This window comes from Solibacillus sp. iso_87, assembly GCF_056173085.1.
Genome location: NZ_CM149656.1, coordinates 408,611 through 432,500, shown reverse-complemented (window position 1 = coordinate 432,500; position 23,890 = coordinate 408,611). Strand labels below are relative to the sequence as shown.

Below are 23,890 nucleotides of genomic sequence, written 5' to 3'. Positions count from 1 at the left end.
TATCGTGCACCGTGAACAAATTTTGAAAAAGGCGATGCAAGATTTCCGCAATATTTTACTAGGTGATCCACAAGATTACGGAATTTTATCAGGTAACACAAAAGATTTAAATGCACGGTATTTATTTGCAACAGTTCAAACTATTTCACGTGACCCTTATTTACAGCAGTTTGCTAAAGATCATTTTGACTATATTTTAATTGATGAAGTTCACCGAGCAGGTGCGGAATCGTATTTAAAAATTATGAATTATTTTGAACCTCAATTTTTATTAGGGATGACGGCAACACCAGAACGTACAGACAACTTCAATATCTATGAACTATTTGATTATAATGTGGCCTATGAAATTCGCCTTCAAGCAGCATTAGAAGAAGACATGCTCTGCCCCTTCCACTATTTCGGTGTGACGGACTATGAGCTTGATGGTGAACTCATCGATGAAACAGCAGACTTACAAAAGTTAGTTCATCGCGAACGTATCGACCATATTATCGAAAAAATTTCGTATTACGGATTTTCTGGAGATCACGTTCGTGGATTAATGTTTTGCAGTACGAAGGAAGAAGCTCGTACTCTATCCAACTTACTGAATACGCGCGGATATAAAACGACTGCATTGACTGGTGATCACTCTCAAGAAGAACGTGAAGAAGCGATTGCTAAATTAGAAAATGGTGAGTTGGAATATATTTTGACGGTAGATATTTTTAACGAAGGTATTGATATTCCTTTCATTAACCAAATTGTAATGCTTCGCCAAACACAATCTAGCATCATTTTCATTCAGCAGCTTGGTCGAGGATTACGGAAACATAATGTGAAGGAATATGTAACGATCATTGATTTTATCGGCAACTATAAAAATAACTATTTAATTCCGATTGCCCTATCTGGTGATAAGTCGATGAACAAAGATAATGTTCGTCGTAACACGGTTAATACAGATTACATTCAAGGGGTTTCAACAATTAACTTTGAAGAGATTGCGAAGAAGCAAATTTTTGATGCAATAAATAACGCGAATTTATCGACATTAAAAATGTTAAGAGATAGCTATTCTGAGCTTAAAAATCGAATTGGACGTATTCCAATGCTTAAAGATTTTATTGAACAAGATTCTTTAGATCCCGAAGTCATTATTAACAGCACTCCTACCTATTATGACTTTTTAATGAAGATGAAAGAAGATATCCCTTCAATTACCGATTACGAAAAATCCGTCCTATCATTCATTGGTAAGGACTTTTTATCAGGTAAGAGAATACATGAAATTTTAATGTTGCAACTTCTTTTAGAAGAAGAATCTATTTCAGAACAAAACTATCTTTCAGCATTGCAAGCTCGAAATGCTTATATTCATAAAGGTACAATTGAAGGCATCGAAAATGTTTTTTCTTTAAGCTTTTTTGTAGAAGCTGAGAATAAAAAATTCGGAAATAAACCTTTAGTTATTAAATCGAATTCACGCTATATGTATAATGAAGAATTGCAACTTTCACTTCGAGATGAAAACTTTAAACAGTACTTCGTTGATTTACTTAAATGTGCCTTTACGAAAAACGAACAATTCAATAATCACGAACCATTTAAACTATATGAAAAATATTCTCGCCGTGAAGTATGCCGCTTACTAGACTGGGAAAAGAACGAGGAAGGTACATTAAATGGTGGTCGACCGAAAAATGGCGACTTCCCTATTTTCGTAAATTATCATAAAAATGATAAAAATGATCTTGAAACAAATTATATGGATGAATTTTTATCAGAAGATACATTTAAATGGTGTTCAACAAAGAATCGATATATCGATAAATCAAAGGAAATGCAAATTCTTATTAACTCTGTTGAAAATGGGACAAACGTTTATCTGTTTGTAAAAAAAGACAATGGTGAGGGTAAAGATTTTTATTATCTTGGTCGCTGTACTGTAAACCCAAGCTCTGCAAAGCCAGAAAGAATTTTAGATAAAGGAAAACATTATCCCGTTGTTACAATGGAAATGATGCTGGAACAACCAATCCAATACGACATCTACCACTATCTGGTAGAGGAATAAAATAAAGCAAGGTGTAACCCAAGTTTGGATTACATCTTGCTTTTCTATTGATCTTTACCTCTAAATATCTCCCGCTTATGCCACTTAAAATACTTCTTATTCTCTTCCACTCTTGCCACACGCATTTTTTCATGAATTCCGTACTTCACATAATCCATCTGATCAATTTCAGAGGAAATATGGATTTTCCCCGTTCCATCAAATGCGATATAGCCTTGGTCATATAACGTATCATGGTTATGACAAAGTAGAATACCGTTGTATGGATCAAGTCGTTCATCATTTGTTGCATCTTTCCATGGTTTTGAATGACTTGCGCGTAATAATCCAGGTAACGAGATGCCGCATAACGCACATTGATTGTCCCATAGCGGCATCAGTTGCTTTCTAAATTTTTGCTGACCTTTACGGATTTTCACCTTTGCTTCCGCTTCTGTTTCAATTAATACAGGCGCCAACGTATTGCGTTCTTTATGCGCAATGAGACCCATAGCAAATTCCAGCTGCTCTTCATTTTCCTCATAAATATTTGCATCACTCATAAGCTCAAGAAGCTTAATTGCAAGCATTTCATTACATGGATATAAAAAGCCTTGGTTGCCGTCTCCATTATGTTGGAATGGTGAATACTTGACTGGAAGCAGTGGCTGGATTTCGTCAAAATGTTCTTTTATCGAAATCGGATAGTGGAGTTCCTCGTAGATTGCGGAGAATTGGTGCCCCACTTCACCTGATTGATTAAAAGGATTTACACCTTCCCCACAATCTTCCTGAGCGGTACTGATTGCGACGATTTCCCCTTTGACACAGTGAAAAATTGCATCACCCTTCTTAACTTCCTTCATCCGCTCCCAAGAATGTGGTATTTGTCCACTATTATCTAAAATTGAGCACCATACGACCTGCTTTTCTTTCGCCTCATCGTATGTACGCCCTTGCATAACTATATAAAAATTCATTCGTACACCTTCGCTTCTTTGCTTTCTTTTAGTGTACCATTTTTTCAAATTGATAAGGAATTTATTGCACTTTGAAGTTACTTCTCATTAAATTTCGAGTAAAAACTCCAATTTATTATTTCCTCACCTAAACAAGTCCTATCAACTCTTTTTAATAATTCAAATGTTTATAAATTACATGATTTTTCAAAAAACTCTTGACTTTATTGTTCGAATTTAACATTATAATAACTAAACAATGTTAAAAACGAACAATTTAGGAGGCGAATATGTTACCTAAAGAAAGAAGAGCTCTAATTTTAGAGCATTTAAATGAACACGAAAAAATTGATATCGATCATATTGCTCAAGAATTACAAGTTTCAACGATGACAATCCGGCGTGATTTAAGTTATTTAGAAGAAAAAGATAAAGTCATTCGCACACATGGCGGGGCTGTATTAAATAAGCCATTAGTAAATGAAACTTCTTTTTTAATTAAAGAGAGTAAAAATAATGCGCAGAAGCAGCTGATTGCCCAAATAGCTGCATCACTCGTTCAAGATAACTCAACCATTTTATTAGATTCGGGAACGACAACAATTGAAATCGCAAAACTGCTTAGTGATAAGAAAAATGTAACCGTTATCACGAATGATGTATATATTGCTTCGGTGCTTATTAACAGCGAAGTAAAAGTCATTATTACAGGTGGCGAGCTTCAAAATAGTGTGGGCGCAATTTTCGGTTCCTTAACAGAAAGCTTATTAAAATCTATTCATGTAGATATTTGTTTTTTAGGGGCCCATGCCTTCCATCCGGAAGCGGGAATTATGGCACCTACTTTCGAAAAAGCAGCGATTAAAAGGTTAATGATTGCAGCAGCTGAAACGACGTACCTAGTAGCAGATTCAAGTAAGGCGAATGAAAAGTCTACTGTCAAAGTTTGTGACTTTAGAGATATTAATGGTGGACTTATTACTGATTACTTAGAGGAAGATCTTCATGCTCAACTCTGTGAAAAATTAACAATCATTTCTTAATGAAAGGAGCTACCTATGAAAATTGGAATTATTGCAGATGATTTAACCGGCGCAAATGCAACAGGCGTTAAATTATCGAAACAAGGATTTTCAGCCACTACATTAACATCATTTCAAACCCCTCCTACTTTAGGGGCTTTCAATGCTGTATGTGTAGATACAGATAGCCGATATGTTCAACCGGATTTAGCTAAAGCGCGTGTTCAAGCAGCCCTGCAAAATTTCCAAAACTGGGAAGCCGATTTAATTTGTAAGCGGATTGACAGTACGGTCCGCGGCAATATCGGGTATGAGGTCGATACCATCTTAGAGGCTTTGGGAGAGAAATCTATTGCAATTGTCGTTGCTTCATTCCCTGAATCAGGGCGTATCACCTCTGGAGGGTATTTATTAGTAAACGGTGTTCCACTACAGACAACTGATGTCGCAAAAGACCCAGTTAATCCTTTAAAGCAATCCTTTGTACCACATATCATTCAAAAGCAAAGTAAGTTTCCTGTTGTTCATATCGGTTTAGAAACGGTACTGCTAGAAGTACAACAACTGATAGATTCAATTAACAAAGAAATTTTAAATGGCAATCGCATCATTGTCCTTGACGCTGTGACAGATGATGATATTGATTGCATTACTGCAGCAATGTTGAAGGTTAACGATTATACGTTAATTCCTGTTGATCCAGGTCCTTTAACGGCAAAATATTCAAAAGCCATCTTAAATCAACAGTCGCAAAACAAAAAAATAGTCGCTTCCATCGGCAGTATTACACCCACTGCCTTCAAACAGATTCAATATTTACTTGAGAAAACAGATGCCTACCCGTATTACATTGATGCAAATCGTTTAACGCATTTAGATGAGAAATGGGATGCTGAAATTGAAGCTATATCACAAGAAGCAGTTCAGTTTTTAGATACACATGATGTTTTAGTGATGACGACAAACTCACCCCATCAGGACCAATTAAATTTAACTACAATTGCCACTGAATTCGAAACAACAGAAGAACATTTAGCAAAACGCATTGCAGCAGGTATCGGTATGATCACGATGAAAGTTTTACAAAGTACAAATTATAGTGTTGGTGGCTGTTTTTCTTCTGGAGGCGATATTACTTCGTCCATTTGCACAATTAGTAATGCAGAAGGAATCAAATTGGAAGAAGAGGTACTCCCTTTAGTTGCGTACGGTAAATTAATGGGTGGCGAGCTAGATGGCCTCCCAATTATTACAAAAGGCGGTATGGCTGGCGAAAAAGATGCCTTATATAAAAGTATAAAATTTTTAACAAATCATTGTTAGGAGGAACTTATTATGACAACAGAAAAACCAATTATCGCAATTCCAATGGGTGACCCGGCTGGCATAGGCCCAGAAATCACGGTGAAATCATTAACAAAAAAAGAAATTTACGATGTAAGTAAACCTCTAATTATAGGAGATTCACAAGTGATCGAGCGTGCGATTTACATCGTAAATGCAGACGTAACAATTAACGAAATCACTTCTCCGGAAGATGGAAAATATGAGCTAGGTACAATCGATGTTATCAACTTAAACAATATCGATATCGATAAGCTTGAATATGGTGAAGTATCTGTACAAGGCGGTCAAGGTGCCTTCGAGTATATTAAAAAATCCGTTGAGCTTGCTTTAGCCGGTCAAGTAGATGCTTTAGCAACAACGCCGATTAATAAAGAATCTTTAAAAGCTGCAGAAGTACCATATATCGGACATACGGAAATGCTTGAAGATCTTGCAGGTTCAAATGACCCGTTAACAATGTTTGAAGTACGCGGCATGCGAATTTTCTTCTTAACGCGTCACTTATCACTAAAGGATGCGATTGGACAAATGACAAAAGAACGTGTTTCTGACTATTTAATCCGCTGTGATAAAGCATTACAACGTTTAGGAGTAGAAAATAGACGTTTCGCTGTAGCGGGCTTAAACCCACATAGCGGTGAAGGCGGACTATTCGGGATGGAAGAAGTAGAAGAAATTAAACCGGGTATTGAGATGGCTGTTGAAGCCGGTATTAATGCAGTAGGACCAGTTCCTGCTGACTCTGTATTCTTCCAGGCTTTAAATGGAAAGTATGACGCAGTGCTTTCGTTATATCACGATCAAGGACATATCGCTGCGAAGATGACGGACTTCCATAGAACAATTTCTATTACAAATGGCCTTCCATTTTTAAGAACTTCTGTCGATCACGGCACAGCTTTCGATATCGCTGGTAAAAATATTGCTGAAAGTATTAGTTTAGAAGAAGCGATTAAGCTGGCAGCACAGTATGCACCAAATTTCACCAGCTATAACATGTAATATCATTGGATTCTGGTAGCCATAATTGGCTATTAGAATCCATCTTTAAACAATACAATAAAGGGGTTATTCGGATGGATGTTTCAGGCACACAGCTTATTGCTGGATTATTGCTAGGTGTAATTATCTTAATATTATTAGTATTGAAAACAAAGATTCATGTATTTTTAGCTTTGTTAATTGCTGCGTCTATTGCAGGTCTTATCGGGGGAATGGCTCCTGCAACGGTAGCAGATACAATTACAGCTGGGTTTGGTAGTACATTAGCTTCAATCGGTATTGTAATCGGTTTAGGTGTTATGATGGGTCGTCTATTGGAAGTTTCAGGTGCGGCCGAAACGCTAGCCTATTCGTTGATTAAATTTGTCGGTAAAAAGAAAGAAGAATGGGCATTAGCGGTTGCCGGCTTTATCGTTTCTATTCCTATTTTCGTAGATTCGGCATTCGTTATTTTAAGCCCTCTAGTTAAAGCGCTTTCAAGAAAAACAGGGAAATCTGTTGTTGCATTAGGTGTATCATTAGCTGTCGGTCTCGTAATTACCCATTCATTAGTTCCACCGACTCCTGGTCCGCTCGGTGTTGCGGGAATTTTCGGGGTTGATATTGGTATTATGATTGGATTAGGTATACTATTCGGTATTCCAATGTTAATTGCAGGTGTACTTTATGCTAAATGGTTAGGTAAGAAAATCTATCAAATTCTAGATGATTCTGATTCCGGGTTTATTCGACCAGATGCAAAGATGGCCTATAATGAATTTGTCGCATTAGCAGATGAGCGTTCAAAAGAATTACCTTCTTTAACTCGGTCATTTATGCCCATTTTAATACCTATAATTTTAATTTTCTTAAATACGACCCTAGAAGCACTAGAATTAACAGACGGTTTTTATAGTTACTTAATTTTCTTAGGTAAACCGATTATCGCCGTATCTATTGGGTTAATTGCTGCCATTTACTTATTAACGAGCAAATTAAATCGTCTAGAAACGCTTGAACGCATGGAAGAAGGTATTCAAACAGCAGGTGTTATTTTACTTGTTACAGGTGCTGGTGGTGCATTTGGTTTCGTTTTACGTGAAAGCGGTGCCGGTGACTTCATTGCAACTAAAATTGCCGATTTACCACTTCCTGCTGTATTAATTCCGTTTCTAATTGCTACAATTGTCCGATTGATTCAAGGTAGTGGTACAGTAGCCATGATTACCGCTGCATCCATTTCAGCACCTATTTTAGTATCGTTAGATGTAAATATGGCCTTGGCTGCTCAAGCTGCTGCAATGGGTGCCCTTATTTTCTCTTACTTTAATGATAGTTTGTTCTGGGTTGTTAACCGTATGTTAGGCATTAAAGAAGTGAAAGAACAGATTCTCGTTTGGTCTGTACCTACAACAATTTGTTGGTTCGTAGGGTTAATTACATTATTAATCGCTAATGTCATTATTTAATTAAATGATTGATTGGGGCTGTTCAGAAAGGCAATACTTTCGAACAGCCCCTTTTTTATTTATACCCTATACATAATAAAATTTCGCCCCTCGAAAAGCTCCTAAAAAATGTTATAATCCTATTAAGAATCATTTTCACTATCTATTACAACCGGTTGCACTCAGTTTTGAGTTGTTTAACAGAAAGGACTAGAAATGCTAGCAAGATTTTTTACGTATTATAAGCCGCATAAGCGATTGTTCATCATCGACTTCTCGTGTGCGGTATTTGTGGCCGTTTTGGAATTGCTGTTCCCGATGGCTGTGCAATGGTTTATCGATGATCTGCTCCCGACGAACGATTGGGGCATGATTACAAAAATCAGTGCGCTTCTTTTACTGACGTATATTTTAAGTACAGCAATGAACTTTGTAGTGAACTATTTGGGGCATAAGCTTGGGGTCAATATCGAAACCGATATGCGCCAGCAGCTGTTCAATCATGTACAGCGCCAGCCTTATACGTTTTTCGATAATATGAAAACAGGTCATTTAATGAGCCGTATAACGAATGACTTATTCGATATCGGAGAGTTTGCGCACCATGGTCCGGAAGATTTGTTCATCGCAATGATGACATTTATCGGGGCGTTTACGATTATGTTTAATATTAACGCGACCCTTGCGACAATTATCCTGATTTTTGTTCCGTTTTTAATTGCGGTGATGTATTGGAGCAATAGACGAATGAAAAAAGGCTGGAGCGTTATGTACACTGAAATCGCGAACGTCAATGGCCGTGTGGAAGACAGCTTCTCGGGTATTCGCGTCGTGAAATCATTTACAAATGAAGAATTCGAAACGAACCGCTTCAAAGACCAGAATGCCCTGTTCCGTAAAGCGAAAATTTACGCATACAAAGTAATGGCAGGCACACATTCAAGCATTTATATTTTAACTCGTTTACTGACATTACTTGTTCTTGTCGTTGGGGCATGGCTTTCATTTAACGACGACCTTTCAGCCGGGGAGTTCGCGAGTTTTATTTTATTTACGAATGTATTAATTAGACCAATCGATAAAATCAGTGCATTGCTTGAAATGTATCCAAAAGGAATGGCAGGCTTTAAACGTTTCTGCGATCTAATTGATCAGGAACCAACGATTGTCGACCGTCCAAATGCGATTGATGTTGATCATTTAAATGGAGATATCGAGTTTAAAAACGTTGACTTCAAATATGCGGACAGCAAGCAAGTACTGAACAATCTATCATTTAAAGTAGACGCAGGAAAAACGGTAGCCTTTGTTGGTCCATCCGGTTCCGGGAAAACGACGATCAGTGCGCTCATCCCCCGCTTTTACGATATTACTGGCGGTGTGATTACAATTGACGGGCACGATATCCGCGATTTAACACAGCAGTCGCTCCGTAAACAAATCGGAACAGTACAGCAGGATGTATTTTTATTTACAGGTACTATTCGTGAAAATATCGAATATGGTAAATTAGGCGCAAGCTTCGAGGACATTAAAGCAGCAGCCGAGCAGGCAAACTTGCTGGAATTTATCGAGAATTTACCGGATGGGTTCGAAACGGAAATCGGTGAACGGGGTCTGAAATTATCGGGCGGTCAAAAGCAGCGTCTTGCGATTGCGCGTATGTTCCTGAAAAACCCGCCAATTTTAATATTGGATGAGGCAACATCTGCCTTAGATACGGCGACTGAGCGGATTATCCAGCAGTCGTTGAATGATTTGGCGAAAAACCGTACGACCTTGATCATTGCACACCGTTTAGCAACAATTCGCGATGCGGACTATATTTTCGTTGTTACACCAAATGGTATAGAAGAGCAAGGCACATATGAAGAGCTTGTCGCAAAAGGCGGTATTTTTGCAGGGCTGCATCATGCATAAACATTAAAATTAAGATGAGGTGGATGATTGCGGTCATTCACCTTTTTTCACTAAAATGGAGGGGTTTTTTTGATGAGTATTCCAGTAATTGATCTACATTGTGATGCATTATGGCGCATGCAGCAGGACGGCCACCGGTTTAACGATGGTCTGCTTGATGTAAATGCAGATAAACTTCGTGCAGGAAATGTGATGGCACAGGCGTTTGCGATTTATGTGTATCCAACGTTAACATTGGAGGAAAAACGGGCTGCTGCCTTCAAACAAATTGCACATTTCCAACAGGAAGTGCTAAGTGAACAAGTTGTGCATATAAAGAAGTGGACGGATTTTGAGAAGCTTCAGGCGGGACAAACCGGCGCTTTTTTAACGATTGAAGGCGTCGATTTTTTGGGGGGCGATATTGATTTTTGGCATCAATTCCATGAGCTTGGCGTATTGTCGATCGGGCTTACATGGAATTATTCTAACGAAGCTGCAGACGGTTTACATAGTATATCACAGATTGGCGTTACACCGTTTGGCAAGGAAATCATCCAGCTGAATAATAAGCACCGGCTGTTCACCGATGTCACCCACCTGCATGAACGAAGCTTTTGGGATGTCATCGAGCATGCCGATTATGTAATTGCTTCTCATTCAAATGCCATGGCTGTTTGCAATCATGAACGCAATTTGAATGATGCACAAATAAAAGCGATGATTGAAAAAAATGCACCGATTCATGTTGTGTACTATCCTGAATTTATAAACGGCACAAATAAAGCGAGCATGACGGACTTGATTCGTCATATTGACTATATTTGCTCACTTGGCGGTAAGCATTTGATTGGGGTTGGATCTGATTTCGATGGAATCGATGTGAAGATTCCCCATCTTGAACATTCTGGAATGCATCAAAACTTAGTTAATGAGCTGTTAAAGCATTACAGTGAACAGGACGTGCGCGGGTTTGCATCTGCGAATTTCTTGAAGCATTTGCCGAAATAGGCTGTAATGTCGGGTCCACTTTGGTTTCATGCTATACTAGAGAAACTTATGAATGAGAGGACGTTTTACTATGAACGGCAAAAACCGAAGCGATGTTTATCCAGGATTGGAAGTTGATATCGTACTGAAACAAGACCAGCGTACAGGCAAAACAACACGCGGAATCGTAAAGGACTTACTGACAAACAGCAGCTCCCACCCACACGGCATTAAAGTGCGGTTGGCTGATGGACAAATTGGACGTGTGTGTCAGACTTATCCGAAATAAGTGTTAAAGCAAAAGTACTCCACACCTATATTCTAGACGGTGGAGTACTTTTATTTTTTTCTCAACAACTCCTACTAACAATGGCAAATCATTAATATATTCCCATCCGGATCTTTGAAATTAAAATAGTGGTTATGTTCAATATCTGTAATCAACTCAACGCCCTTGTTCCTCATAAAATGAAATGCCTCTTGGATGTTTTCCGTATTTAGGTGGAACGCCGGTATTTTAAATACACTGTCCTCTGAATAAATTTTGCTATCTAACACAATTCCTGTACCTTCCATAGGCAGAACATAAAGATGACCAAACTGAATTTCACCCTCTGCTTTCACCCCTAAAATCTCGCAGTACCAATCCCTCGCGCTTTCAATATTACTTACCGGAATAAAGACTGTGCCGACCTGTTTTAAAATAGGATTATCCATAAAACACCTGCCTTTTTAAAGTTTGAGTTTATTAAGTATTCGGCATAAATTATATGATGTCCTCCCCTCATTGTCATACTCGTTCCTACACTAAATGGATGTAATAAACTGAAGCGCAATGCACATGTGTGGATTGCGCTTCAGTTACTTTTACAATTAATATCGCCTTAACTTCTATTTGAAATCTTACTCTTTAGAAACTTGAAAATAGCACTACCGACTAAAAACATAATAATAATTTCCATAAACAGGTTTTCAATTTTCCAGGTGAAATAAATAAGCAACCGAATTTCGTCCCAAAAAACATTTATTTCTATCGAAAGTGTTTACTTTGCTTTTATTTACACTTAAATCATTGAAATATATAGATTACTTTATTAAACTAGGTTACGAAAAGTAATTAAAAAGGGTGTGACCTACTTTATTGTAGATCACTTTATTTTTATCCTTATACTTACTTTTAATAAGCAATTTACAAAAAGTTATTAGAAGGAGTTTATTATGACAAAACAACAATGGGCATCATTACTTGTACGAGTGGTGTTTGGTTTTATGTTCTTTTACCATGGATTTGTTAAGTTTCAAGGTGGGATCGAGAATACAGCAAGTTACTTCGAATCACTTGGTTTAATGAGTGGTCTTGCATTTGTAGTGGCAATCATTGAATTAGTTGGTGGTTTATTATTGATCCTTGGACTTGGTACTCGGGTAATTGGTGCATTATTTGCAGTGATTATGATTGGTGCAATCTTCACAGCTAAACTTCCCCTTGGATTATTTGGTGACGGTACTTATGCTGGATATGAATTAGAAGTTATTTACGTAGCACTAGGCATTTATTACATGTTCGCTGATCGTTCTCCATTATCACTTGATGCTAAATTAATGAAGAAAGCAGATTAAGTGAATATAAAAAAGGAGCAAAAGATTTCATACTAAGACTCTCTTGCTCCTTTTTTGCACATTACTTTTTTCTTTATTTTTGGGTATCTAATGTATCCCAGAAACTGATATCTGCAGTTTCAATTGAACGATCTGCTATTGCTCGAACCGCAGCATCAAGTGTTGTAATCGTTTGTTTGATTAAGTAACCATTACTTTTTTGACCAATAACTGCCGATTCATTGAAGTGATCAGACATTCCGCGCATTTCAAAAAGAAGTGTAGCAATATCATATTGAACTGCCGCGCCATTACGGCCGATATTCTCACCATTGCCGCCATTATATTTCGCTAAATGTCCCCACCCAGTAGAATCAACAGCATTAAATACAACAGCTCCCAATTTTTTCGATTTCTCTAATACTTCCGGCTTCACTTTATCATTCGTAGGATAAAGCATAGATCCTGATACTAATTTTCCGTCTCGTCTTGCTTGAGTACCTTGATGATGCAGGTCAATCATGTAGTCAATATCATACTTTTGTAAAACATTTTTATGAAGAGCCTGTGTTTCCGGGTGCACTTTATCAACATGATCACGATTTAAGTCTGCCCCTACAGCATTGTATCGAGTTAAATTACGTCCGCCGTCTGCGATATAATCATCTAGAGAAAAGTCGACATCTCCCATCGCACCATCTGCATTTAACATTGGCACAATAAGAATATTGACCTTATCAAGAACGCCCTTTGTTTTACCTGTGCCAAGATGCTTAATAAATTCCAATGCACCTTCTGTAGTTAATTGTTCATTACCGTGCTGTTGTGTCAAAAATAGTATTGTCGGGTTATTTGGATTTGTAATATATTTTGCCATATAAATATCTCGTTTTTTTACAGTTTGACCGATCACTTCAAGCTGCATAGCATCCTGTTTTGCGTCTTGCTTTTTAAGATAATCTACCATTTCATCGTAAGTATATAGGATAGACGTTTGAATCGATTCATTTCCACCATAGTTCGGTCCTTCACCTACAGCATAGGCAGTTAATGAAGCTGGTGTCACAGCTCCCAGTGCCAAAATGCCAGTTAAGGATAGTGCTAATGCTTTCTTTTTCATAAGACCCCTCCATCACTTTAATTTTCAAAATTATTAAAATAATAATTTATTCTTTAAGAATATCCATCAATTCTGTAATCGTATATAGAGGGAATCTATCAATTTATTTGTATCCAAGGTAGAGCGATTGTTTTATTTTACCAATAGTGGTGTATATTTATTTACTCATTATTTCTCTATTGTTTTCATTTTTTATAGAGTAAAAGTCACTTAGCTGTTATAAGGAAATTAAAAAATGCACAAAAAGCTCATCTGCTTTTTGCGCATTATATTTACAGTTTCACTTCAAACATAGCCTCTGTTTTTTCCTGTACTTCCTCCAGTGTCACCCCATCTTGAAGCTCCACTAGCTGCATCGTGCCATCTTGAAAATCAAAGATCGCCAAATCGGTAATTAACCGGTGAACGACACTTTTGCCTGTCAATGGCAATGAGCATTCACGTTTTACTTTCGACTCACCGTATTTGTTCGTATGTTCCATAATAATGATGACCTTTTTAGCGCCGACAACTAAGTCCATCGCCCCGCCCATCCCTTTTACTACTTTTCCGGGAATCATCCAGTTGGCCAAGTCCCCCTCTTCAGAAACTTCCATTCCACCGAGAATAGCCAAATCAATATGCCCACCGCGAATCATCGCAAAGCTTTCCGCGCTATCAAAAAATGTCGCCCCTACTTTGGCTGTGACCGTTTCCTTCCCGGCATTGATCAGGTCTGCATCAACTTCTGTTTCTGTCGGGTATGGCCCAATTCCGAGCAGTCCGTTTTCCGACTGCAGCATCACATTATAATGCTCAGGAATTTCATTTGCGATCAGTGTTGGCATCCCGATACCTAAATTTACATATGTTCCGTCCTGTATTTCCTTCACTGCGCGTCGGATAATTTTCATGCGTGCATCCATTAAGCTTCCTCCCTTACAGTGCGGCGTTCAATGCGCTTTTCAAATGACTCGGTATGGACGATATGCTGCACATAAATGCCTGGCAGATGAATTTCGTCCGGATCCAGTTCGCCAGTTTCGACAAGCTGCTCCACTTCGACAATCGTCACTTTACCTGCTGTCGCACAAAGCGGGTTAAAGTTGCGAGATGTTTTACGGAACACAAGATTTCCGGAGCGATCCGCTTTCCATGCTTTCACAAGCGCAAAATCCCCTGTAATCGCGCGTTCAAGCAAGTATGTTTTGCCGTCGAACTCCTTCGTCTCTTTCCCCTCTGCGATTGGTGTACCAACACCTGTTGCCGTATAAAAACCTGGTATGCCCGCACCGCCAGCACGAATGCGTTCCGCCAATGTGCCCTGTGGTGTCAACTCCACCTCAAGCTCGCCGTTTAAAAATTGCTGTTCGAATGTTTTATTTTCCCCTACATACGAAGCGATGATTTTTGTGATCTGCTTGTCTTGCAATAGAACACCGAGTCCGAAATCATCGACACCACAGTTATTGCTGACAACCGTCAAATTTTTTGTTCCTTTATCTTTTACCGCCTGAATTAGATTTTCGGGAATACCGCATAATCCGAAGCCTCCCACTAATAATACAGCTCCATCGTCTATTGCCCCAATCGCCTGTTGTACAGAAGCTACTACTTTGTCCATGTCATTATCCCCTTTCACATATATACAAAATATTCTATAAAAAGACTTAATTCCCTTTAAAAATCTGTTTTTCTATTGATGGTTTGGCAGTTTGGCGTGGTGCATTTTCTAATAAACTTTGAAATGTTCTAATATATTTTTATTTGTTTTAATATACTGTCGTTTTTCTAATATATTACCGAGGGTGTTCTAAAATGTTTGCTCTTTGTTTTAATATCTCCGGTTCTAATAACCTCCTCAATTGTTCTAATAAATTGCCCCCACCCCACATAAAAAAGCCAAACCGCCCCTAAAGAACAGTCTGACTTTCCTTTTAATTTTGTTTTTCGTGCGGTGCTTGATAAATTCCTATTTCCTTTGTATTCGGATCGCGAACAATGCGCTGATCGTCTTTTAACGGAATAATATCCGGATCATCCACATCACTGCTGCGTCCAAAATCTCCTGCAACACTTGTATTCGGTAATGATTCATACTTTTTCTCAGGCTCAAATGGGACAGGACGTTCATCCATTACCCCTTTGTTAATGAGGTTCGATGGATTGGAACGATTTGTAATCCAATTATCGAGTGTATGACCTGTCCAATCTTCTTCATCAAATGGGTCGGTACCTGTTATTAGCAGTTTCCCGCCATCTTCAATGATTTTTTCGTATTCAAGCCGCTTGTTTTCCGGCAAACCGAGGCGGCGAATTTTCTCTTCAATTGGCGATTCCTTCGTCAATGCTGTTTTCAATATACTGCGGACACTATTTGTTGTAATAAGTGATACTTGCTGATCACGTGCGATGGAGTGAAATTCGTCTACATCCTTTGTTAAAACATAAATATGTGTACCTTCCAATTCATTGTCCGGTCTACGTAATTCTTGGAGTTTTTCTAGCAATTCCTGTTTCGTATAGGCAACATCAATTTTCTGTTTCGGCTCATCAAAAAACATTTGCATCCCTCCATTAAATTATTCGTAAGTACCTTTTCCCCATCTCACCCATACAAAACTTATTTTAAAATAGAGCATACAAACAATAAGCTCCTTTCCCCATTTAAGAAAGAAACGTTTTTTTCTCTCAATTTGTTTGTTCATCTACTCAAAAATACAATCTTTCCTCTCCACTCAACACCTCAAAATATTCTGTTGATTGCTTCATATACAGATTCATTTTAAACTAAACATAGTAATCGTAATCAACAAGTTGTTCAATCCTTTTCGGGAGGAATTATATATGAATAAGAAATCAAAAATTATTTTAGCCGCTTCACTTGCCATTATTGCTTTTATGATCGGAAAAGCGGTAATGGGATTTTTTCCTCTTATATCAAGTTAGCGTTTCGATTTTCTCATAAATTTCTTTCAACATAATATCATAACGATCTCTGTTTAAATAAAAATTGCAAACATAGATACCACTTTTTTTCTCTGCCAATTCATCCCCTACAGGAATTTCATTTTGTAAATAAAGCGTTGAATGTGAACCGTTTATAAGATTTTGAAAATGCAGTGTATCGTACGTTATGTTTTCTTTCGTAAAAGCAAAATGCCCTTTCGCTGCATCATAATAAACTATCGGAATGAGTGCCTCTTCATAAATCTTAATATATTCATCTCGGGAAGCTTGTCCAAATACAGTTGGCGTAATAAAAAGTGCATCAAATTGTAAAGATGAATCCGTAACCACTTCTTCAAGTGCCTCGAATGTAATTTCTACAATTTCTATATTCGTATTGTAATGATCTTGGAACTCCCCTAATACAGCAATTTTTAACGGCATCCCCTCATACGCGACTATTTCCTCCGAACACCCTGCCAATAATAGAAGCCCGAGCAGAAATAATACTTTTTTCATTTATATCTCATCCTTTCTTAGATGAATTGTACACTAGGTTGCTATCAAAACTTGCAAATTATTCGTCAGGGAATAATTAAAGGAGCTGCCGACAAAATGTGGCAACTCCTTTTCGTTTTTCATCAAATTACACTTTATATTCTTTGACAATAGCATCCAACTTCTCAGCCAATTCAGCAAGCTGCTCTGTCGTTGCCGCAACACTTTCCATCGTGGCACTTGTTTGAACAACTGTAGCCGTCGTTTCTTCTACGCTAGCTGTTGTTTCCTCAGTAATCGCCGAAATTTCCTGCATGGAATCATTGATTTCCTGCCCTTGCTTGCTCATCGATTGTAGCTGAACAAGCACTTGCTTCATAAACTGATCCATTTGCAGTACAGAGCGTTCGATTTCTTTAAACGTTTCAGCAGTAACAGCAAGCTGCGATGAACCTGCTTCAACTGTTGTAAAGCCTTGCTGTAATGAATGACTTAATTCTTTTGTTCCGTACTGAATTGTACCGACAATCGTTGTAATTTCCGTTACCGATTTGCCCACTTGTTCGGCAAGTTTTCGTACTTCCTCGGCTACAACGGCAAATCCCTTTCCATGTTCGCCTGCACGAGCTGCCTCGATGGATGCATTTAAGGCTAGTAGATTTGTCTGATTGGCGACATCTTCAATGATTTTGACAAATGAGGAAATTTGGCCAAAACGCTGGCCTAAATCCCCCATCTTTTCAATCGCTGTATGCATCATTCCATGAATTTGTTCCATCTGTCTATTTGAAGTTCCCATCATTTTTGCACCTTCTGATGATAGGGAAAGAACGTTATGCGATAGCATCCCAAGCTTCGTTCCTTGCTCAGTCGTTTCATTTAATGTATGAGAAAAATCCGTTACCGCTTCGTACACTTCCGAAATCTCATTTGTTTGCGTCTCAATGCCGCGCGACAGTGCTTCCATCGTTTCGGCAATCGCCAGTGCACCTGTGGAGACTTCATTTGTCGATTGGGCAAGCATTGTACTTTGAGCTGATACATCGCTTGATGCAGAAGAAACCTCCGAGATTGTCCCGTGCAGATTTTCCTGCATAACTTTTATATCCGTCATTAACCGGCCAATTTCATCTTGACGACCATGGTCATCCATACGCTGTGCCAAATCACCTTTACTTAGCATATGCATCAATTGTGAAGCGTGGAAAATCGGCTTTGTTAAGGAGCGACTATAGAATAATGCAACAAGGACAGCAAGAATGATTGTGCTGATTAAAATTATAACACTCATGTTAATCATGCTGACCATCGCGACTTGCGACTCTTCTATATTTTGTACGATATGTATTCCGCCGATAACTGAAGTAGCAGCAGGATCTCTCATTGGTAAAAAGCTTTCGATTATTTGCCTGTCATCATTTTTCAGTCGTTTTGACTTTCCGGCCAATACATCCGAAACCGCCTCACCAGTTAGTTTCATTCCGATATTTGCTTGCTCTGATGATTCGACAATTTCACCATCCCCATCAAGAAGTTGAAGCGACATACCTGGGAATAGATTTTGCACTTCTGCAATAAACTCATTGCCAAGGCCTATTTGCAATGTTCCAACGATTTGTCCATTTACTTTAATTGGGGCAAACGCTCGTACAGCCAATCCACTTGAGCCATACTCAAACCCGCTGAAAGCATTTCCTTCAAGTGCACCTTGAATTGCGGTAATATCGGACTTATCATCCCCGAACTTTTCAGGGTTATGACCTCTTAAATACACCGTGCCCTTTTCATCACCAATTTCCATAACTGCCAGTTTATGCTGTGCATTTAATTTGTTAAATAATGCTTCACCATCAGAATGAACAGCAGCACGATCATTATTCATCAGCAATTGCTGAATTTCCTGATCGCTTGCATACAGCTCGACTAAATATTGCAGATCAGCTGCGGTTTGTTCAAAATATTGGGTAACACCTAGTTCGATTTCATTTTGCTGATCATATTGAACAGCTTCGAAGCTGTTTGATGTCGCAAAATAATTGTACGTAACCATCGAAAAAACAGGAATAATTCCAACTAATAACAAAATGATCATTAACCGGGTTTTTAAACTTTTAAATTGCATAATAACTCCTTTGGTGAAATCTCTCGGTATTCTTGAATAAATTCCTCTTCTATATTTTTTTATACAACATTCAATTCTATTATGTAATTATCTCGAATTCAAATTAAGTGCAGGTAAATAATATTACACAAATGCAATATTAAGTAGCCACTTGCGTTGCCATAAAAAAATGCACAAGGAAATCACTGTTTCCCCATGCATTCAATCCTATTATTGACCAAATTCCGTTACGAATTCAGAAAGCTCTTTACGTACTCTTACATTTGGCACATTATCGTAATAACCGAACTGGAACATCGAAATGACACGTTCATGTGGTTGTGCATTTAATGCTTCTCGGAATTTCGGGTTGTCTAAGAAGCCCGGTGTTTTCCAGCAAGTACCGATGCCTTTTTCCCATGCCAATAGCTGCACATTTTGTAAATAGCAAGCGGCTGCCGCATAGTCTTCTAATCGTTCTTTTTGACGAACATCTTCAGTCACAAGCACAAATGCGTACGCACCGGCCAATGTGAATTTTTTCATTTGTATTGCAAGCGCATCTTCTGAAAGCTCCTGCCATTTCGGAACTGCAAGGTCACGAAGCAGTTCATGTACTTTTGGAAGCTGCTCCTCTGCACCTACTACAATGCGCCATGGCTGACGGTTGCCGTGGTTCGGTGCCCATTTTGCATCATCCAAAATTTCCATTACCGCCTTTTTGTCAACTTGCTGTCCGTTAAACAGCTTAATCGAACGGCGTTGTAATACTGCGTCTCTTACTGATAAAGTCATCGCCAAATCCTCCTTCAATTACTACTATTACATTAGCATGAATGATCTATATTTAACATATTACATGGCGTGAAATGTATTAAAAATTTCATTATTAGACAGGCTACGACAATACGGTAAAGCAAGAGATTAAAAAAGCGGAGAAACTCCGCTTTTTTTTACCTCTCTCCTTCCTAAATACCCCCTCAAAACTCATCCTCAATATGGTAATAGTAATACCGCATATTCGGAGTATAGGCAGTAGAATCTTCATACGTATAGAGGCGGTCACTGCTGTTTGATGTATGGGCATTAACATAAGGAACGCCCTGCTTTATGCGCGTCACAATTGTACTGTGATCCATGCGGCCGTCCCCCGTAAAATCATAAAAAATGACATCCCCAAGCTGCAGTTCACTTGCCGAGTTTACCCTTGTCGCGCGTAAGCCTTGGGTGGACGTTTCCAAATACCAGCGAAGGGAGTGTGCAACAGACCAGCTATAACTCCAGCGCTCCGGTTGTCCGATCATCCACCAGCCTTGCCCCCGATTCGGTGCCCCCCGCATTGGAGCCCCTCCAGCACGTAAACATTGGGAAATAAAATTCGTACAGTCATCCCGGAATACCGGATATTCAGGATTAAAGCTGTCCCACCATCTATTTGCATATGCAACAGCAGCCATCCGATTATAAGTAGGCAACAATCTTCTCCTTTTTTCACAGCGTATGTCGAGTACTTTCTAATTATGAAAGTGTTGTGAATGTAGAGCAAAAATCCCCTGTTTTTGTAAATGTCTGCTACAATTATTTTATTGAAATTATGAAACGGTTAGGGGGAATTATGATGACACAACATGCAGAAAGGGAAATTTTTTTTCCTATAGCCCTTTGCGATAAAAAAGGGAATTTAAATCCGGAAGCAATCGGTTTTGCACGAAGACCTATTATCGACAGTAATTTGTCAGGGCATTTTATGCGCAAGAAAAAATGGAATTACTGGTGTGTATATGGTGAGGAAATTTTATTTTCCGCGACAATCAGTCATATGGATTACGCGGCTGTATGCTTTGTTTATTTCCTCGAATACGAAACACAACGTTACTTTGAAAAAACAATTTTAATTCCGCTTGGGGCAAAAGTAAAAATGCCAACACAAGTGCTGGAAACAATTCAATATAAAAATTCTGAAATGTCCATTCAACTTACATACTTCAACCGCGAGACCCATTTAACAGTAACCGCGCCTGATTTTGACGGGGACCCTTTACATGCTGAGCTGACGATTGCACACCCGAAAGACGATGACTCCCTCAATGTAGTCATTCCATGGAATCGCCGAACATTCCAATTCACGGCGAAACATCACACGTTACCAACTACTGGAATTGTAAAAATCGGGAACCGCACGTTCACATTCACACCGGAAGAAAGCTTCGCTGTACTCGATTACGGCCGCGGTGTATGGCCTCGTGAAGCAACATGGAACTGGGGCATGGCATCACAGCGCGTTCGTGGTCAGCGGATTGGGTTAAACTTTGGCGGTAAATGGACAGATGGAACAGGCATGACCGAAAATGCGATCTTTATTGACGGTGAAATGACGAAAATTCATGAAGATGTTTTATTTCACTATGATCGCACTAATTTCATGCATCCGTGGACGGTCAAAACGAAATTTAGCGGACGCGTCAACTTAACTTTCACGCCATTTTTTGAACGTGTGGCAGAAACGAATGCGAAACTCATCGTTTCCTCTGTCCATCAGATGGTCGGTTATTACGATGGATTTATTCAACTCGACGATGGCAAAACACTGCATATCCAGCAAATGCTTGGGTGCATTGAAGAACATGTTGCAAAGTGGTAACACGTTAGGGGGGAAATTTAATGACAGCTCAAGATTTTAAGCAGGAACAACATCGTCTGCACGAAACAATCCATTATATGGATCAGATTTTAAATAGCTCGAAAAAAGATATTGAAACGGCACAGGAAAATATCCGTACTGCGATGGCCAATGTGGAATATTTGGACTCCAGTGACAGCTTCCTGAATATTTTAATGAATACACGTTTTTTCGAGCTTGCCCGTAATCAAAAAGAAGGGTTGGAAGCGATTCGGCAAAAACCGTATTTTGCACGAATCCATTTCCAACGCGAAAACGAAAATGAGGAGTTTCTTTATATCGGAAAGACTTCACTTTTCCATAGTGAGACCCATGAACCGATTATTGTTGACTGGCGCTCCCCTGTCGCAAATGTCTATTACGATGGCCGCCTTGGCGATATTTCCTATGATGTCCGGGATGAAACACATTCCGGTCATTTGTTTGCCAAGCGCCAATATAAAATTGAAAACGGCGAGCTGATCAATTATCGTGACGTCGATTTAACAACAAATGATGAGCTCCTGCAAGAAGCGCTGGAAGGAAAAGCCGATGTCCGGTTAACAGAAATCGTCTCGACTATCCAGAAAGAACAAAATGAAATTATTCGCGCACATCTTCGTCAGCCGATCCTTGTACAAGGTGCAGCAGGTTCAGGGAAAACAACGATCGCCCTGCACCGGATTTCGTATTTCCTTTATACAATGGGCGAGCATTTCAATCCTGAACAGTTGATGATTCTTGCACCAAACCGGTTATTTATCGACTATATTGCCGATGTATTACCGGAACTTGGCGTCGATAAAATCTGCCAAACAACGTATGCGCAATATGTGCTTGATGCACTGAATCTGAAATTAAAACTGCAGAATCCGAATGAACAGCTCGAGCAACTCATTGCCAACCCTTCCGTACAGCAAGAGAGTGCCATGATTTCGAAAACAAAAGGCAGTCCATTTTATGAACTTATGATGAACCGCTATATCGAGCACCATGAACAGAAGCTTGCCGCATTGTTTGATGATGTATTTATTGAAAAATACCGCATTATGAAGGGAGAACATTTAAGAAAGCTGTTTTTGGTGGAATTTCATTATATGCCTGTGGAAAAACGGCTTGAACGTATAAAAAAGGTAATTCAAACAGAGGTGAAACGGAAAACGGCGGCAGTGCTCGCGACACTGAATACACGCTATGAAGATGCAATTGGCCGAGCACTAAGTGGCATGCGTGACGCAGACAAACGTCGTCGTACTGTGACAAAGCTCATTGATGAACGGGATGCCCGCATTCCTAAAATTAAGCAGGAAGCAAAATCCATTGCAACAGTCTATATGAAAAAATTCCAGAAAGTAAAAGTGAAACAGATGTACCGTGAGCTTTTGACAAATCGTGAATTGATGGGTGAACTTGCTCCTGAATGGCCTTTGGAAGAAGTTGCACATTTTATAAAAACGCATCAGAAAGAACGTTGGGTGCTGGAGGATTTGGCGGCCCTTTACTTTTTACAGGCTAAAATTAAAGGCATTGATGACAAGTGGAAAATGCGCGTCGTTTTTATCGATGAGGTTCAGGACTACAGCTATTTTCAGCTTGCTGCACTAAAAGCCGGCCTTGAAACGGATATGTTCACAATGGTTGGAGATCTTGCACAAGGAATCCACAGCTACCGCTCACTGACAGAGTGGCAGCCGGTACTCTCTCTTTTCCCGCGCGCAACGTATGCAACACTTCAAAAAAGTTACCGAACAACAATTGAAATTATGGATGTTGCCAATGAAATTCTGATGCAGATGGATGAGGATTTACCGCTTGTTGAACCTGTTGTCCGTCATGGGAAAGTACCAGAATTTATCGCCGCTGAAAGTTTTGATGGCGCTATTATTCAAGACGTGCTTGTAAAAATTCGCGACAACCAGCATCAATCCATTGCACTCATTTGTAAAACAACTGATGAAGCCGTTCAGTTAATTGAAGAGCTTGAAAACTCGGATATCCCTGCTCAGCTGCTCGACGAAAATTCAGCAATCGATCAGCAAAAGCTTCTCGTTATTCCAAGTCACTTGGCAAAAGGCTTAGAGTTTGATGCGGTTATTCTCACGTCATTTGAAACACCTTATGATGATAATCCGCTTGACCGGAAACTGCTCTATGTTGCCTTAACCCGTGCCATGCATGAGCTTTATCTAATCGGTCCATCGAAAGAGGCTTTTTTGATGAAGTGAGTGAAGCATACCATGCGTTTTTTTCTATAAAGGTTAAAGAGTTTTCTCATATAGCGCGAATAGCAGCAGTAAAGGT

The 23,890-nt window shown here is 39.1% G+C and carries 21 protein-coding genes (1 of these 21 only partly in view); 11 read left to right on the top strand and 10 right to left on the bottom strand.

Annotated elements, in window-relative coordinates; all coding sequences use genetic code 11:
- Positions 1-2,059, top strand: partial view of a DEAD/DEAH box helicase gene (locus tag AC0VXV_RS02155; RefSeq protein WP_475530154.1) — the 3' portion only. The gene continues 812 nt to the left of window position 1, outside the view; only the last 2,059 of its 2,871 coding nucleotides appear in the window; the start codon falls outside the window, past its left edge; it ends in the stop codon at positions 2,057-2,059.
- Positions 2,060-2,103: 44 nt separating this feature from the next.
- On the opposite strand, the gene AC0VXV_RS02150 is transcribed toward AC0VXV_RS02155, so the two are convergent.
- On the bottom strand, positions 2,104-3,018 hold the full coding sequence (locus tag AC0VXV_RS02150; protein WP_475530153.1) for an HNH endonuclease: 915 nt from the start codon (positions 3,016-3,018) through the stop codon (positions 2,104-2,106).
- Positions 3,019-3,287: 269 nt separating this feature from the next.
- Here AC0VXV_RS02150 and AC0VXV_RS02145 point away from each other — a divergent pair, with 269 nt between their 5' ends.
- The 7 genes from AC0VXV_RS02145 to AC0VXV_RS02115 all read left to right on the top strand — a co-directional run bounded on the left by AC0VXV_RS02145 (position 3,288) and on the right by AC0VXV_RS02115 (position 10,973).
- Entirely contained in the window at positions 3,288-4,040 is a 753-nt protein-coding gene (locus AC0VXV_RS02145; protein ID WP_475530152.1) for a DeoR/GlpR family DNA-binding transcription regulator, read from the top strand.
- A gap of 15 nt (positions 4,041-4,055) precedes the next feature.
- On the top strand, positions 4,056-5,342 hold the full coding sequence (locus tag AC0VXV_RS02140; RefSeq protein ID WP_475530151.1) for a four-carbon acid sugar kinase family protein: 1,287 nt from the start codon (positions 4,056-4,058) through the stop codon (positions 5,340-5,342).
- 12 nt (positions 5,343-5,354) lie between these two features.
- On the top strand, positions 5,355-6,368 hold the full coding sequence (pdxA, locus tag AC0VXV_RS02135) for a 4-hydroxythreonine-4-phosphate dehydrogenase PdxA (protein WP_475530150.1): 1,014 nt from the start codon (positions 5,355-5,357) through the stop codon (positions 6,366-6,368).
- A 74-nt stretch (positions 6,369-6,442) separates the two neighbouring features.
- On the top strand, positions 6,443-7,816 hold the full coding sequence (locus AC0VXV_RS02130) for a GntP family permease (protein WP_475530149.1): 1,374 nt from the start codon (positions 6,443-6,445) through the stop codon (positions 7,814-7,816).
- A 195-nt stretch (positions 7,817-8,011) separates the two neighbouring features.
- A complete protein-coding gene (locus tag AC0VXV_RS02125) occupies positions 8,012-9,715 on the top strand; it encodes an ABC transporter ATP-binding protein (protein ID WP_475530148.1) in 1,704 nt (567 codons plus the stop codon).
- Positions 9,716-9,787: 72 nt separating this feature from the next.
- Positions 9,788-10,705 carry a dipeptidase gene (locus AC0VXV_RS02120; RefSeq protein WP_475530147.1) on the top strand — a complete coding sequence of 306 codons (918 nt, stop codon included), beginning with the start codon at positions 9,788-9,790 and terminating at the stop codon, positions 10,703-10,705.
- 70 nt (positions 10,706-10,775) lie between these two features.
- Positions 10,776-10,973: a YwbE family protein gene (locus AC0VXV_RS02115; RefSeq protein ID WP_079523789.1), complete on the top strand. Its 198-nt coding sequence runs from the start codon at positions 10,776-10,778 to the stop codon at positions 10,971-10,973.
- Positions 10,974-11,047: 74 nt separating this feature from the next.
- Here the strand turns inward: AC0VXV_RS02115 and AC0VXV_RS02110 are convergent, their stop codons facing one another.
- Positions 11,048-11,401 carry a VOC family protein gene (locus AC0VXV_RS02110; protein WP_475530146.1) on the bottom strand — a complete coding sequence of 118 codons (354 nt, stop codon included), beginning with the start codon at positions 11,399-11,401 and terminating at the stop codon, positions 11,048-11,050.
- A 501-nt stretch (positions 11,402-11,902) separates the two neighbouring features.
- On the opposite strand from AC0VXV_RS02110, the gene AC0VXV_RS02105 reads away from it, so the two are divergent.
- Entirely contained in the window at positions 11,903-12,304 is a 402-nt protein-coding gene (locus AC0VXV_RS02105) for a DoxX family protein (protein ID WP_475530145.1), read from the top strand.
- Between the two features lie 73 nt (positions 12,305-12,377).
- Here AC0VXV_RS02105 and AC0VXV_RS02100 read toward each other — a convergent pair whose 3' ends face one another.
- The 8 genes from AC0VXV_RS02100 to AC0VXV_RS02065 all read right to left on the bottom strand — a co-directional run bounded on the left by AC0VXV_RS02100 (position 12,378) and on the right by AC0VXV_RS02065 (position 20,408).
- Positions 12,378-13,403 (bottom strand): M14 family zinc carboxypeptidase, encoded by a 1,026-nt coding sequence (locus AC0VXV_RS02100; RefSeq protein ID WP_475530144.1) that lies wholly within the window; start codon positions 13,401-13,403, stop codon positions 12,378-12,380.
- A 272-nt stretch (positions 13,404-13,675) separates the two neighbouring features.
- Positions 13,676-14,308: a 3-oxoacid CoA-transferase subunit B gene (locus tag AC0VXV_RS02095; RefSeq protein WP_475530143.1), complete on the bottom strand. Its 633-nt coding sequence runs from the start codon at positions 14,306-14,308 to the stop codon at positions 13,676-13,678.
- Positions 14,308-15,006, bottom strand: a complete 699-nt coding sequence (locus AC0VXV_RS02090) for a CoA transferase subunit A (protein WP_475530142.1) — start codon at positions 15,004-15,006, stop codon at positions 14,308-14,310. The genes AC0VXV_RS02095 and AC0VXV_RS02090 overlap by 1 nt, the downstream gene beginning before the upstream one ends.
- Positions 15,007-15,319: 313 nt before the next feature.
- Positions 15,320-15,946, bottom strand: a complete 627-nt coding sequence (locus tag AC0VXV_RS02085; protein ID WP_475530141.1) for a YflT domain-containing protein — start codon at positions 15,944-15,946, stop codon at positions 15,320-15,322.
- A 376-nt stretch (positions 15,947-16,322) separates the two neighbouring features.
- Complete coding sequence (locus tag AC0VXV_RS02080) at positions 16,323-16,850, bottom strand: hypothetical protein (RefSeq protein WP_475530140.1); 528 nt, start codon at positions 16,848-16,850, stop codon at positions 16,323-16,325.
- A gap of 127 nt (positions 16,851-16,977) precedes the next feature.
- Positions 16,978-18,951: a methyl-accepting chemotaxis protein gene (locus tag AC0VXV_RS02075; protein ID WP_475530139.1), complete on the bottom strand. Its 1,974-nt coding sequence runs from the start codon at positions 18,949-18,951 to the stop codon at positions 16,978-16,980.
- 210 nt (positions 18,952-19,161) lie between these two features.
- The gene (locus AC0VXV_RS02070) at positions 19,162-19,725 is read right to left on the bottom strand and encodes a nitroreductase family protein (protein ID WP_475530138.1); all 564 of its coding nucleotides are present in this window, start codon (positions 19,723-19,725) and stop codon (positions 19,162-19,164) included.
- A gap of 185 nt (positions 19,726-19,910) precedes the next feature.
- Positions 19,911-20,408: an amidase domain-containing protein gene (locus AC0VXV_RS02065; RefSeq protein ID WP_475530137.1), complete on the bottom strand. Its 498-nt coding sequence runs from the start codon at positions 20,406-20,408 to the stop codon at positions 19,911-19,913.
- A 140-nt stretch (positions 20,409-20,548) separates the two neighbouring features.
- On the opposite strand from AC0VXV_RS02065, the gene AC0VXV_RS02060 reads away from it, so the two are divergent.
- Together AC0VXV_RS02060 and helD are read left to right on the top strand one after the other, a co-directional pair.
- Positions 20,549-21,571: a DUF2804 domain-containing protein gene (locus AC0VXV_RS02060; protein WP_475531385.1), complete on the top strand. Its 1,023-nt coding sequence runs from the start codon at positions 20,549-20,551 to the stop codon at positions 21,569-21,571.
- A gap of 20 nt (positions 21,572-21,591) precedes the next feature.
- Positions 21,592-23,814, top strand: a complete 2,223-nt coding sequence (gene helD / locus AC0VXV_RS02055) for an RNA polymerase recycling motor HelD (protein ID WP_475530136.1) — start codon at positions 21,592-21,594, stop codon at positions 23,812-23,814.
- Positions 23,815-23,890 lie beyond the last annotated feature (76 nt).